This is a genomic window from Nitratireductor soli (assembly GCF_001050155.1).
GTDB lineage: Bacteria > Pseudomonadota > Alphaproteobacteria > Rhizobiales > Rhizobiaceae > Nitratireductor > Nitratireductor soli.
This window is the reverse complement of the sequence record NZ_LFVY01000010.1, coordinates 76,779-89,628: the sequence shown is the minus strand read 5'-3', so window position 1 is coordinate 89,628 and position 12,850 is coordinate 76,779. Positions and strand designations below refer to the sequence as shown.

10 protein-coding genes and 1 pseudogene are annotated in these 12,850 nt (G+C 65.8%); 4 read left to right on the top strand and 7 right to left on the bottom strand.

Going from position 1 to position 12,850, the window contains the following annotated elements:
* Positions 1-33 precede the first annotated feature (33 nt).
* A pseudogene (locus tag AB843_RS13910) lies at positions 34-542 on the top strand (OsmC family protein).
* A 5-nt stretch (positions 543-547) separates the two neighbouring features.
* On the opposite strand, the gene modC reads toward AB843_RS13910, so the two are convergent.
* The 5 genes from modC to trhO form a co-directional block, all read right to left on the bottom strand.
* Positions 548-1,648, bottom strand: a complete 1,101-nt coding sequence (modC, locus tag AB843_RS13905) for a molybdenum ABC transporter ATP-binding protein (RefSeq protein WP_048647473.1) — start codon at positions 1,646-1,648, stop codon at positions 548-550.
* The gene (modB, locus tag AB843_RS13900; protein WP_048647472.1) at positions 1,645-2,328 is read right to left on the bottom strand and encodes a molybdate ABC transporter permease subunit; all 684 of its coding nucleotides are present in this window, start codon (positions 2,326-2,328) and stop codon (positions 1,645-1,647) included. Before modB ends, modC begins: the two co-directional genes overlap by 4 nt.
* Before the next feature lie 8 nt (positions 2,329-2,336).
* A complete protein-coding gene (gene modA / locus AB843_RS13895) occupies positions 2,337-3,077 on the bottom strand; it encodes a molybdate ABC transporter substrate-binding protein (RefSeq protein ID WP_048647471.1) in 741 nt (246 codons plus the stop codon).
* A gap of 285 nt (positions 3,078-3,362) precedes the next feature.
* Positions 3,363-4,058 (bottom strand): tellurite resistance TerB family protein, encoded by a 696-nt coding sequence (locus tag AB843_RS13890; protein WP_048647470.1) that lies wholly within the window; start codon positions 4,056-4,058, stop codon positions 3,363-3,365.
* Positions 4,059-4,385: 327 nt separating this feature from the next.
* Positions 4,386-5,327 (bottom strand): oxygen-dependent tRNA uridine(34) hydroxylase TrhO, encoded by a 942-nt coding sequence (gene trhO / locus AB843_RS13885; protein WP_048647469.1) that lies wholly within the window; start codon positions 5,325-5,327, stop codon positions 4,386-4,388.
* 161 nt (positions 5,328-5,488) lie between these two features.
* Here trhO and AB843_RS13880 point away from each other — a divergent pair, with 161 nt between their 5' ends.
* Complete coding sequence (locus tag AB843_RS13880) at positions 5,489-6,358, top strand: N-acetylmuramidase domain-containing protein (protein WP_048647468.1); 870 nt, start codon at positions 5,489-5,491, stop codon at positions 6,356-6,358.
* Positions 6,359-6,482: 124 nt separating this feature from the next.
* Entirely contained in the window at positions 6,483-7,121 is a 639-nt protein-coding gene (locus AB843_RS13875; protein ID WP_048647588.1) for a 2-dehydro-3-deoxy-phosphogluconate aldolase, read from the top strand.
* Between the two features lie 67 nt (positions 7,122-7,188).
* Here AB843_RS13875 and AB843_RS13870 read toward each other — a convergent pair whose 3' ends face one another.
* Together AB843_RS13870 and AB843_RS13865 are read right to left on the bottom strand one after the other, a co-directional pair.
* Positions 7,189-8,946 (bottom strand): peptidoglycan L,D-endopeptidase MepK, encoded by a 1,758-nt coding sequence (locus AB843_RS13870; protein WP_048647587.1) that lies wholly within the window; start codon positions 8,944-8,946, stop codon positions 7,189-7,191.
* Positions 8,947-9,342: 396 nt separating this feature from the next.
* Positions 9,343-10,821, bottom strand: coding sequence for a sigma-54-dependent transcriptional regulator (locus AB843_RS13865; protein ID WP_048647467.1), 1,479 nt, complete (start codon positions 10,819-10,821; stop codon positions 9,343-9,345).
* Between the two features lie 158 nt (positions 10,822-10,979).
* Here AB843_RS13865 and AB843_RS13860 point away from each other — a divergent pair, with 158 nt between their 5' ends.
* Positions 10,980-12,839 carry a M3 family oligoendopeptidase gene (locus AB843_RS13860; protein ID WP_048647466.1) on the top strand — a complete coding sequence of 620 codons (1,860 nt, stop codon included), beginning with the start codon at positions 10,980-10,982 and terminating at the stop codon, positions 12,837-12,839.
* The last annotated feature ends 11 nt before the right edge of the window (positions 12,840-12,850 follow it).

Sequence of the window (12,850 nt, the reverse complement as noted above, 5' to 3'; positions counted from 1 at the left end):
TGGACGACAGCCGGACCGAGGAGGAAAGCCACCATGGACGCCGCCGCTTTGCGCGCCATTCAGGCGCCGATCAAGGACCGCTACCGAAGCGAGCCCGAAGCCGCCTGCATCACCCTCAAGGCGCGTGGAGCGCTCGACGACCGGAATGTCGCCTGCAAGGTGGAGACCGGCCGGGCTTTGGCAGTCGCCGGCCTGCACCCGGCAACCGGCGGCAGCGGCCTTGACTCTGTTCGGGCGACATGCTGCTCGAGGCGCTGGTCGCCTGTGCCGGCGTGACGCTGAAGGCGGTCGCCACGGCGCTGGAAATCCCGCTGAGGGCCGGCACGGTGTCGGCCGAGGGCGATCTCGATTTTCGCGGCACTTTGGGCGTCGACAAGACGGCGCCCGTCGGCTTTGCGCAGATCCGCCTGGTCTTTGATCTCGATACCGATGCGCCGCAGGAGCAGCTCGACCAGCTTCTCAAGCTCACCGAGCGCTATTGCGTGGTCTACCAGACGATCCGCAACGGGCCGGAACTGAACGTTGCCATTCACCGCGCCTGACGGCTTCAGCCTGGCATTTCCCGGCGCTCGACGCGGGCCATCTCGACCGAGACGGCCTTGAGCAGGGCATAGGCCTTCCGGCCGGGGGCGAGGTTCAGCATGTCGGCCGATTTGGCGGTGATGCGGGCGATCAGGCGCTGCTCGCCAAGGTGCAGCGTGACCATGGCGAAGGCCCCGTCGCGGCGCACCTCGCCGACCAGGCAGGGGAGCTGGTTGCGGATCGACAGGCCGTCATGCGCGACACTGGCGATGGCGACGTCGGCGGCGCGCACGCGCAGGCGAACGATCATGCCTTCGGCAAATCCGTCGCCGGTGAGTTCCAGTTGCCCTCCATCCAGGGCGATTGTCGCCGTGTGATAGGCGGGATCGGTTTCGATCACCCGACCTTCGAGCAGCGTTGCGGCCTCGCTTGCGTCGCTGCCGGCGGCAAGGCTGAGCCTGGCAAGCATGGCGGCGGCCGGGCCCACGGCGGTCACTCGGCCGGCCTCGATCAGCACCACCGTATCGGCCAGTTGCGCCACCTCGGCGGTCTCGTGGCTGACATAGACGATGGGGATGCCGGCCTCGGCGCGGATGGCCTCCAGATAGGGCAGGATCTCGGCGCGCCTTGCTTTGTCGAGCGACGAGAGCGGTTCGTCCATCAAGAGCAGCGCGGGGTCGGCCAGCAGCGCGCGGCCGATGGCGACCCGCTGCCGCTCGCCGCCCGACAGGGTCGCCGGCGCATTGTCGAGGCGGTCGCCGATGCCGAGCAGGGCGACCACTTCGTCGAACGGGCGCGTTCCCCGGCGGCGGCCGGCCCAGCGCGCATAGGTGAGGTTTCTGCGTACGGACAGATGCGGGAACAGGCGCGCTTCCTGAAAGACGAAGCCGATGCCGCGCCGTTCCGGCGGCAGGTCGATGCCGGCTGCCGAATCGTAAAGGGTGCGGCCGGCCGCGACGATGCGCCCCGAAAGAGGCCGCGCCGTGCCGGCGATCATCTTGAGCAGCGTGGATTTGCCGGCACCCGACGGGCCGAACAGGGCGGTCACGCCGGGGCCGGCGCTGAAGGCCGTCTCGATCTCGAACGATCCGGCCCGGCCCTTGATGTCGACATCGAGCACGCTCATGGACGTTCCCCCCGGGTCAGTTTGCGGGCCAGGATTTCCGAGGCGACGATGGCTGCCAGGGCGAGCACGATGGCGATCAGGATCAGCCGCAAGGCAGCGGCGTCGCCCGAAGGGGTCTGCAACAGGGCATAGATCGCCAGCGACAGGGTCTGGGTTTCGCCGGGAATGTTGGAAACGAAGGTGATGGTGGCGCCGAACTCGCCGAGCGCCTTGGCGAAACCAAGCACCGCGCCGGCGATGATGCCGGGCAGCGCCAGGGGCAGGGTGACGGTGAAGAACACCACCAGGCGCGAGGCGCCCAGCGTGCGCGCCGCCTCCGCGTAGCCCTGGTCGATGGCCTCCAGCGACAGGCGGATTGGCCGGACGAGCAGCGGAAAGGCCATCACGCCGGCGGCAAGTGCTGCGCCGGTCCAGCGAAAGGCGAATTGCAGGCCGAACAGGTGCTCGAAAAGCCGGCCGAGCGGCCCTTTCGTGCCGAACAGGATCAACAGTCCGTAGCCGGTGACGACCGGCGGCAGGACCAGCGGCAGGGTGACAAGGGCCTGCAGCAGGCCCCTGCCGACAAAGCGCTGGCGCGCCAGAAGCCAGGCGATGGCGAAAGCCGGAACGAGCGCGCACAGGATGGCGACCAGCGCCACCCGTGCCGAGAGAAGGATGATCGAAAGTTCGGCCTCGCCCATGTGACCGCCTATTCAGACACTGGCGAGAAGCCGAGATCGGCGAATATTTTCTGCCCTGCCTCGCTGATCAGGAAGTCGAGGAAGGTTTCGGCTTCGGGCGCGGCGTCCTTGGCTGCTGCGGCCGGATAGACGATGGGCGCATGGCTGTCGGCCGGGAACGTGTAGGCCCGCGTGAGGCCACCCGCCGCCTTCTGGTCGGAGCCATAGACGATGGCCGCCTTGACCTCGCCTCGATTGGCCAATTCCAGCGCCACGCGGACATTCTCGCCGAACACGGCGTTTCTCTCCAGTTTCGCCCAAAGGCCGAGGTTTTCCAGCGCGGTCCTGGCATATCTGCCGGCCGGCACGTGGCTCGGGTCGCCCATGGCGAAGCGATCGGCGAGCAGAAGCTGTGGGTCGGTCACCGGTTCGGTGCCCTCAGTGGCGGCGATGACGAGGCTGTTGCCGGCGATGATGCGTTGGCTGTCGGGGCGCATGAGGTCGCGCTCGACGAGATAGTCCATCCAGTCCTTGTCGGCGGAAATGAACAGGTCGGCCGGTGCTCCCGCCTCTATCTGGCGGGCGAGCACCGAGCTTGAGGCGAAGGAGACGGCGACTTCGCCGCCGCCCGCCGCACCGTATTCAGCGACGGCGCGGTCCATTGCGTCCTTCATGCTGGCTGCGGCGAAAAGGGTCAGCCGGTCGGCGGCGGAGCCGAGGGTGTTCAAGGCGGCCAGGAAAAGGAAGGTTGCAAGAGCGCGTTTGAACATACGACCACCATGGGTTTGACACGCGGCGCGGAGCCACGGCTGGGTCAACAGAGATGCATGGTGGTCAGGCAAGGGCATCCGCGCCCCGAATGCCGCCCGAACCTTGGGCCAGAGGCAGCCATCACGCGCCGCCCGGGTGCAATACTAGAAGGGGCGGCGCGATGCGGTCAAGGCGGGAACGCTTAGAGCATTTGAGCTGCCAGGTGGAATCACCTGACGTCCGCATAAATGCGGAAAAACAAAGAGGTAGACCGGTTCAACGTTTCCATGAAACGCTGAACCGGTCTAGGCGGTCGCTTCGGTGACGGTGGCTTCGATGTGATCGATCAGCGTATCAGGCAGGCGCAGACGGCCGGCCAGCATGTCGAGATAACCGCGTTCGGCGCGGGTCTTCGGCTCGATGGTCAGGCGCGAGGCCGTGTAGAGCTCGATCTTCTGCGCGTCCGTCTGGGCGGCGGCGACCAGGGCATCGAGATCGACGGGCGCTTCCAGCTCCCGCATCAGGAACGCCTCGGCTTCCTCGCCGATGCCGGCCAGTTTCAGCTTGTCGGCGATCTTGCCGCGCTCGACATCGTCGATATGGCCGTCGGCGCGGGCAGCGGCGATCATGGCGCGCACCAGGGACAAGGCGAACTCGCCTTCGCCCTGCGGCGCTTGCGCCGGATCAAAGCTGGTGTCGGACGGCGGCGGCAGGAGCGTGCCCTCCCGGGCGGCCTGCTGCGGCTCCTTGCCGGCCTGGTAGTTCTGGTAGGCCTTGTAGGCGATGCCGGCGACGGCGGCGAGACCGCCGAGTTTCAGCGCGCTGCCGGTGATCGAGCGCCCGGTTCCGGTGCCGAGAAGAACGGCGGCGATGGCGCCGGTGGCCAGCGGATTGTCCTTGGCGAGTTGCACGGCCTGGCCGGCTTTCTCGCGCACGGTGCCTTGCGTGCCGGGCACTTGCGACCCCAGAAGGTCGTCAAGCAGCTTCTTCGGATCGATCATCGGCGTCTCCTCGTCTTCGCGCTTAGTTCTACAGTTGCGATTTACCGCCGCGTCCCTTCGCGCCCCCCTCTGCCCTGCCGGGCATCTCCCCCACAGGTGGGGAGATTGGCTGTCATGGCCGACTTCGCCAATCTTCGACCTCGAAAAAACAGGCGAAACGTCGACGAAGAGATAATCTCCCCCCTTGAGGGGGAGATGCCCGGCAGGGCAGAGGGGGGCGCGAAAGGGCGCGACTCTAAATCGCAACTGTAATGTCAGGTTTCCGAAATGTCCTGCGCACAAGTAGGAATCCCATCATGTCATTGCAATGACAAACTGCCGGGCATGCTAACGCGTCACGGACGCGCCGATCGGAAAGGCCGTGCCATGCTTTTCGGCCAGTTCCACCTGCCGCTGGCGCTCGGCATAGCGGGCGCGGTCTGCTTCGCTGCGTGTTTCGGCGCAGTGCGGGCAGGAGACGCCTTCGCGATAGCCCGGCGCGGCAAGATCGTCGGGCATCAGGGGATGGCGGCAGGCGCGGCAGAGGCTTGCTTCGCCCGCCGTCAACCCGTGGCGCACCGAAACGCGCTCGTCGAAGACGAAGCACTCACCCTGCCAGAGGCTTTCGTCGGCCGGTACGTGTTCCAGATATTTCAGGATGCCGCCCTTCAGATGATAGACGTCATCGATGCCCTTCAGCTTCATGAACGCCGTCGCCTTCTCGCAGCGTATGCCGCCGGTGCAGAACATGGCGAGCTTGCGGCCCTTCAGTCGGTCGAGATTGTTCTCCGCCCAGGCAGGAAAATCTCGGAAACTATCCGTTTTGGGGGCCTCGGCGCCGGCAAATGTGCCGATGGCGGTCTCGTACCCGTTGCGCGTGTCGATCACCACGGTGTCGGGGTCGGCGATCAAGGCGTTCCAGTCGGCAGCATCGACATAGGTGCCGGCATGCAGCGCCGGGTCGATCTCCGGCACGCCCATGGTGACGATCTCCTTCTTCAACCGCACCTTCATGCGGTGGAAGGGCATCGTTGCGGCCGCGCTGTACTTGACGTCGAGACCCGCCAGGGCCGGAATCGCATCGAGATGAGCGATCAGCGCGTCAATGGCGTGGGGCGTTCCGGCAACCGTGCCGTTGATGCCTTCGGTGGCCAGGAGCAGCGTGCCGCGAATGGAGCGCTCATGGCAGAACGCGGCCAGCGGCGCGCGTAGCGCGGCATGATCGTCGAGCGCGGCGAAGCGATAGAGCGCGGCAACGCGGATCGGCTGTTCAAGCGAGGATGAAACCATGCGCGTTTCCTACTTCGCGGACCGCCATGTTGCAAGAAGAAGCGATGTTTCCAAGCAGTTGTGAAGCGATCGAGTTCGCTGCCTCAGGGTTGAAGCGGATATTTTGTCCCCGCCCTGCGGATCGGCGCGACAATCAGCGCCACGACGAACGAGGCACGGCGATGTTTTCAGCAGATGCAATCGGGACGATCGGTGCGTTGGCGCGCCAACACGCCTTCGAGCCGGCGGCGATCCTCGCCGTGGCGCAGGTCGAGAGCGGCGGCCGCACCCATGCCACGGTCGAAGGACGCGTCGAGCCGCTGATCCGCTTCGAGGGGCATTATTTCGACCGTCGGCTTGCGGGCGAGAAACAGGCGTTGGCGCGCCGGGCGGGGCTTTCGGCGACGCAGGCGGGGACGATCGCCAATCCGCGCGGGCAGGCGGAACGCTGGGCAATGCTTGCCCGCGCCGCCGCCATCGACCGCAAGGCGGCTTATGAATCGGCGTCATGGGGCATCGGCCAGGTGATGGGCGCGCATTGGAGCTGGCTGGGCTTTTCCAGCGTCGATGCGCTGGTCGCTGAGGCGCGCGGCGGTTTATCCGGGCAGGTGATGCTGATGGTGCGCTACATCGACAAATCCGGCCTGCGCGACGCCCTGGCGCGGCACGACTGGCAGGCCTTCGCCCGCGGCTATAACGGGCCGGGGTTTGCCAAGAACCGCTACGATACCAAGCTGGCGCGTGCCTATCGCAGCTACGCGGCGGGCGAGGCCGGCTCCGGGGACGGTCCGATCATGCTTGGCGCGCGCGGCGCGCGAGTGGCGGATTTGCAGACACTGCTGTCGGCGCAGGGGTATCATCTTGCCGCCGATGGGGTTTTCGGTCCGCTGACGCGTCGGGCGCTCACGCGTTTCCAGAAAGACCATCAGCTTGTCGTCGACGGTGTTGCCGGGCCGCAAACCATGGCGGCCCTGCAGCGGTCCCTGCCGATTGGCGCGATGCTCCGACGTCTCTGGCGGTCTGCCACACGCTTTTTCTCCGGCTTTTTTTGACCTGTGCCGGCGCGCCTTCTTGCCTCGTTGCGGCGAAAGGTGTTCAAGGGCTGCTGACTGCGTGTATTAAACCGTTTGAAAACAGCGAGCCACCGAGGAGACCACGATGCAGACGAAGGCGGCCATGCACAGGAAGGACGAGGCGTTGCTGGCGATCCTGGAGGGGCAACCGGTCATTCCGGTCCTGAAGATCGATCGTCTCGCCGATGCAGTGCCTTTGGCGCAGGCGCTGGTGCGCGGCGGTTTGCCGGCGATCGAGATCACCTTGCGCACGCCGGACGCGATCGACGCCATCCGCCTGGTTGTCGAAGAGGTGCCCGACGCCATCGTCGGCGCCGGCACGATCCTGACATCGAAGGATTTTTCGCAGGCGGTCGCCGCCGGCGCGCGCTTCATCGTCAGCCCCGGCATCACGCAGGAACTGCTTGATGCGGCGTCGATGTCGGAGGTGCCTTTCCTGCCGGGCGCGGCAACGCCGAGCGAGGTGATGGCCGCGCGCGAGGAGGGCTACAGGCTCCTGAAATTCTTTCCCGCCGAACAGGCTGGCGGGGTCCCGTTCCTGAAGGCGTTGGCCTCGCCGCTGGCGACGATCCGCTTTTGTCCGACCGGAGGCGTTTCGCCGAAGAATGTCGGCGATTACCTGTCGCTGCCAAACGTTATCTGTGTCGGGGGATCGTGGGTCGCGCCGGACAAGGAGATCGCTGCGGGCAATTGGGCGGAGATCGAGGATCTGGCGCGGCAGGCAAGCACGCTGAAATCCTGACGAGACGGTCGCCGGCAGAGACGAAAAAAGCGGGGCCCAACCCCGCTTTTTCTGGATCAGGCCTTCCTCAATTGGTCCGGAAACGGGCCATCGAGAGGAAGTTGACGGCCTTGCCGGTGAAGCGCGTCGCATCGGCCACCGCCAAATTCTGCTCGAAACCAGTGGTGTAGACCGTCTTCGGCGAGCGGACGAATTCGCTGTCGAATGCCGGCGGATGCGTTCCATGCGCAGCCTCGGTCAGCATCGAATGCCGGCTGAAAGCGCGGCTTTTCGTGCCGAGGGTGGCAGCAACGACGACAGGCTGGGCTTCCGGCGATACATCCTTCGGTCCCGGCTTGGCAGATTTGCCGGTGCTGCGCGCGCTGCCCGTCACCGCCTTTGCCGGATTGGCGTTGGCGCTGGCCAGGAGGGCGAGCCGCGGCGAGGCGGAAACAGGTTCGCCGCGCGGCTGGAGGTCGGCTGTTGCCGGCGTGCTGATGGTCTCGGCAGGTGCTTCCTGGCCGGGACGCGGCTGAGGCAGGGCGGCGAGCCTGAACTCCGTGGCTTCCGCCTCCTTTGTCATGGCAACGCGCGTGGCGGCATCCATCGGCCGCCGGGACGGCACCGGCAGATAGGCGGCGGTGCCAACAGGCTCTTCGGCGTCGTTCTGCGCGTTGGCCAGGACCCCGGCAATGGCATCCGGCGCACCCGTCTCGGCGGACGCCATCTGGACAAGGGCGTCACGGGTGGCGTCACGGGTCGGTTCGTCAGGCACTGCCGCCGGGGGCGGCGTGTAGTTCGGCCGGCGGGTCGGGATCGGAACATTCGTGGCGACAAGCACGGCCGTCGCTGTTTCCTCGGGTGTCTTCTCTGCAAGCACCGGCGCCTGCTCGACCGGCTTCACCTCGAAAGGAAGCGGCTGGCCGACGGCCACGTCGGGGCGCGGTGCCGAACGCGGCACGGGCAGGTCGCGCTGGGGCAGGGCGGCCAGGATCGTCGCCGGCGTTTCGGCCGGCGCCTGGGGCTGCGGCGCGGCGGGGGCCGGTGCGGCGCGGGCGACCTGGACGGGCGCGGGCTGCGCACGGGCAGGCTTGCGGGCCGGGGCCGCAACCGAATCGGCATTATCCTCTTCTTCGTCCGCGCCACCGCCAAACAGGGCGGCAAGCAGGCCGCCACCACCCCTGCGGCCGCCGGAATCGCTGGCCACCTGGATCGAGCCGCCGCTGCGCTTGCGCGCTTCATAGGAGGCCAGCGCCTGCTTGTAGCCGGGCAGCGGCTTGCCGTCGGTCGGCACGTGGATCGTCTTGCCGTCGGGGAACAGGGCCAGCAGTTCCTTGCGGCTCATGCGCGGCCAATGGCGCACGCCGCCCACGTCGAGGTGGACGAAGGGAGAGCCGGAGCGCGGGTAGTAGCCGACGCCGCCCGCCTCGTATTTGAGCGCGGCGGCGCGCAGGCTGGAAAGCTTCACGCCGGGAATGTAGAAGTCGATCGCCATGCCGAGCATGTGCTGGCTTTTCTTGGCGACGCCGCCCGAGCGGCTGCGCAGCATGGAGTTTGTCTGCGGCGAACGGTACGCCGAAACGACATGGATGTAGTCGCGCGCTCTCGTGGCGCGGTAGACCTCCCACATGAGATCGAGCAGCTGCGGGCTCATCTTGGTCGGCTCGTTGCGCCGCCAGTCGCGCAGGAAGCGATTGATCTCCTGGAGGCCGCTCTGGATGTAACGGCCGTTGCGCTTGTAGGTGATTTCGGCGCGTTCCTTGGTGTGGATGAAATACAGCTTCAGGGTGCGCGTCTCGGCGTGCGCGGCCGGTGTCGCGGCGGCCAGGAAGCCGAGGGCGATCATCATACTGGCCAACAGCTTCACCCGTGCGAATGAAGCCAAGCGCCATCCAAAAACGTCAATGTCGTTTTGTCTCAAGATCCGTGGCCTTACAGGCTGGTGTTTGTCCCCCGAGCCTTGGCCCGGAAATTTCGTCCCACCTTCCGAATATCCAATCTAATGGTTAACCCGGTCTTATTAAAGCAGGAATGCGCGAAGAGCATGGCGAGATCGTGGCAAAATGCGACGAAGGGCAGGATGGTGAATCACTGATTAACGAACAGGCCGGGCGCTGGCAACCAACCGGCGGGGAGAGAGCGCCATGTCCAACCGGCAGGACGCTCAGGTCAAGTGCAGAACAATGCCGGGTTCAAACCGAATATCGCTGCGCACACCCTGTCGGATGCTGCTCGAGTGCCACTACGTTCTTTCGGCCGAATCGAGGCCCATTTCCTTGATCTTGCGGTATAGTGTGGACCGACCGATGCCGAGCCGACGGGCAACTTCGCTCATTTGGCCGTTATAGTGATCGATAGCCAGTCTGATCAGTTCGCTTTCCACCGTTTCCAGCGGCCGCACATTGCCGTCTTCGTCAAGACCGCGCAGAAATCCCTTCGGCAGGTCATTTTGCGGGGGGGAATCATTGCCTGCATTGGCCGGGCCGTGGGCGGGCGTTTCTTCCGCTACCGCAATCGCATCAACCGTACGCGGATCGATGCCTCTCACCTGGGCGCGGATCTGCGGAAAATCCTCGACACCAAGCATGCCGTCCTCGCACAGGACGACCGCGCGGAACACGGCGTTCTCCAATTGGCGGATGTTGCCCGGCCAGTCGTGGGCCACGAGCAGTTCGAGCGCGGCGCTGGAAATGCCGGTGACGCGATGCTGCTCGCCGCTGGAAAACCGGGCGATGAAATCTTGTACGAGGAGAGGGATATCTTCCTTCCGGTCGCGCAGCGGCGGCACCATGATCGGGAAGACGTTGAGGCGATAGTACAGATCCTCGCGGAACTTGTTGTTCTTCACACGATCAATCAGGTCGTGGTTGGTGGCTGAGATCAGGCGAATGTCGACCTTGCGCGTGCCGCGCCCGCCGACCGGGTCGACCTCGCCTTCCTGCACGGCGCGCAGCAGCTTTACCTGGACGTCGAGCGGCAGGTCGCCGATCTCGTCGAGAAACAGCGTGCCGGTGTCCGCCTCGACGAACTTGCCGGTGTGTTTTTCCGTCGCGCCGGTGAAGGCGCCTTTCTCATGGCCGAACAGGATGCTCTCGACCAGCGTGTCGGGAATGGCGCCGCAATTGACGGTGACGAATGGTTTTCGGCGCCGCTCGCCAGCCGCCTGGATGGCGCGGGCGATCAACTCCTTGCCGACGCCCGATTCACCCTCGATCAGGATCGGGATGTCGGTTGCGGCGGCCTTCTGGCCGAGCTGGATGACGCGCCGCATGGTGGGGCTGTTGGTGACAAGCGTCTTGAAGGAGAAATCCGACGCGTCCTTGCTCACCTTGCGCTGGCGGCTTTCCATTGCCGCCAGTTTGAGCGCGCTGCCGATGGCGGCGCCAAGCCTGGTCGGCGCGATCGGCTTGACGATGAAGTCGAAGGCGCCGGCACGCATCGCCTCGACGGCGGTGTCGATGCTGCCCTTGGAGGTCTGGACGATGACCGGGATATCGATCCCCTCGTCGCGCATATGGTGCATGACATCGAGGCCGCTCATCTCGGGCATCATCAGGTCGAGGACCAAGGCGCGCGGGCGGTTGCCGGCCGTGCGGAGGACGTCCAGGGCGACACGGCCGTTCTCGGCCAGCAGCGGCGCATGGCCGAGCTTCTCCACAACGGCCTGCAGCAGCCGGCGCTGGACCGGGTCGTCATCGACGATGAGAACGGATTGAGGCATGTCGCATTTATGCAATGGCGCTACGATATCCCGCGCTGTTTCTGTGATCGGGCTGGATCAAAATGGCATAGGCTTCTAAACAAGGGTTCAAGAATCCCGGTGAACGAAACCTTTCCTCGCCGTGGAGACCCGCAGATTCGGCATAGACGAGGACCTTGATGGCCCACATTCCAGGCACAGGCGCGCATCACGCCGCGACGGAGGCGGCGCTCGCCTCGGCACCCCCCGAGACGGGCTTCGGCGCCCTGCCGGAATGGGACCTGTCCGACCTCTATCCGGCGCTCGACGCGCCCGAGCTGGTGCGCGATCTCGACCGCGCCGCGGCGGAAGCCGCCGGTTTTGAAACCGCCTGGAAGGGCAAGCTTGCCGAGGAGGCGGGCAAGGCCGCCGCCGGGCGGCTCGGCGAGGCGGTGGTCGCCTACGAAGCGCTGGAAGAGCTGATGGGGCGCATCGTCTCCTATGCCGGGCTGCTCTACGCCGGCGACACTTCCGACCCGAAGCGGGCCAAGCTCTATGGAGACGTGCAGGAAAAGCTGACGGACGCCAGCGCCCATCTGATCTTTTTCACCCTTGAACTGAACAAGATCGACGACGCGCTGATCGATGCGGCGCTCGAGGCCGACGCGACGCTGGCCCGTTACCGGCCCTGGGTCCTCGACATCAGGCGCGACAAGCCGTTCCAGCTCGAAGACCGGATCGAGCAGCTTTTTCATGAAAAATCGGTCACCGGGCGAGGCGCCTGGAACCGGCTGTTCGACGAGACGATGACCAGCCTGCGCTTTACCATCGACGGCGAAGAGCTGGCGCTGGAGCAGGCGCTGAACCTCTTGCAGGACGCTGACGGGGAAAAGCGCCGCAGGGCGGCCGAGGCGCTGACGGAAACCTTCCGCGGCAATCTGCGCGTCTTCACGCTGATCACCAACACGCTGGCCAAGGACAAGGAAATCTCCGACCGCTGGCGCGGATTCGACGACATTGCCGATTCGCGCCATCTGGCAAACCGTGTCGAACGGCCGGTGGTGGATGCGTTGGCGGCTGCCGTGCGTGAGGCCTATCCGCGCCTGTCGCACCGCTATTACGCGATGAAGGCCAAATGGTTGGGCATGGACCGGCTCAGCCATTGGGACCGCAACGCGCCCCTGCCGGAAACGCCACAAGCGGTGATCGGTTGGGAGGCGGCCGAAAAAACCGTGCTCGACGCCTATCGCGGTTTCGCGCCGGAAATGGCCGAGATCGCCAGCCGGTTCTTCGAGCGCAACTGGATCGACGCACCGGTCCGGCCCGGCAAGTCGCCCGGCGCCTTCGCTCATCCGACGGTGCCGTCGGCGCATCCCTATCTGCTGCTCAACTATCAGGGCAAGCCGCGCGACGTGATGACGCTGGCCCATGAGATGGGCCACGGCATCCACCAGGTGCTGGCGGCGCGCCAGGGCGCGCTGATGGCGCCGACGCCGCTGACTCTGGCCGAAACCGCCTCGGTGTTCGGCGAGATGCTGACCTTCCAGTCGCTGCTGGCGCAGACCACCGAGCCGCGCGAGCGCAAGGCGATGCTGGCGCAGAAGGTCGAGGACATGCTGAACACGGTCGTCCGGCAGATCGCCTTCTACGAGTTCGAGCGCCGCGTGCATGAGAAGCGGCGCAGCGACGGCGAGCTGACGTCCGACCAGATCGGCGCGCTGTGGCTCGAGGTGCAGGCCGAATGCCTCGGTCCGGCGGTGCATCTGCGCGAGGGCTACGAGACGTTCTGGGCCTATATCCCGCACTTCATCCATTCGCCCTTCTACGTCTACGCCTATGCGTTCGGCGATTGCCTGGTCAATTCGCTGTTCGCCGTCTACCGGCAGGCGCCGGACGGGTTCCGGGAGAAATACTTCGCCATGCTGGAGGCCGGCGGCACGAAGCATCATTCGGAGCTGCTGAAGCCGTTCGGCCTCGATGCGACCGACCCGGATTTCTGGAGCAAGGGGCTGTCGGTGATCGAGGGTTTGATCGACGAACTCGAGGCGCTCGACGGCTGATCCCAGCCTTC

Bases quoted from the DNA above. Each gene is read 5' to 3' on its own strand.
- modA (WP_048647471.1), bottom strand. From the start codon at position 3,077: ATGTTCAAACGCGCTCTTGCAACCTTCCTTTTCCTGGCCGCCTTGAAC.
- AB843_RS13870 (WP_048647587.1), bottom strand. From the start codon at position 8,946: ATGATCGCCCTCGGCTTCCTGGCCGCCGCGACACCGGCCGCGCACGCC.
- AB843_RS13865 (WP_048647467.1), bottom strand. From the start codon at position 10,821: ATGCCTCAATCCGTTCTCATCGTCGATGACGACCCGGTCCAGCGCCGG.
- AB843_RS13860 (WP_048647466.1), top strand. From the start codon at position 10,980: ATGGCCCACATTCCAGGCACAGGCGCGCATCACGCCGCGACGGAGGCG.
- trhO (WP_048647469.1), bottom strand. From the start codon at position 5,327: ATGGTTTCATCCTCGCTTGAACAGCCGATCCGCGTTGCCGCGCTCTAT.
- AB843_RS13880 (WP_048647468.1), top strand. From the start codon at position 5,489: ATGTTTTCAGCAGATGCAATCGGGACGATCGGTGCGTTGGCGCGCCAA.
- AB843_RS13890 (WP_048647470.1), bottom strand. From the start codon at position 4,058: ATGATCGATCCGAAGAAGCTGCTTGACGACCTTCTGGGGTCGCAAGTG.
- AB843_RS13875 (WP_048647588.1), top strand. From the start codon at position 6,483: ATGCACAGGAAGGACGAGGCGTTGCTGGCGATCCTGGAGGGGCAACCG.
- modB (WP_048647472.1), bottom strand. From the start codon at position 2,328: ATGGGCGAGGCCGAACTTTCGATCATCCTTCTCTCGGCACGGGTGGCG.
- modC (WP_048647473.1), bottom strand. From the start codon at position 1,648: ATGAGCGTGCTCGATGTCGACATCAAGGGCCGGGCCGGATCGTTCGAG.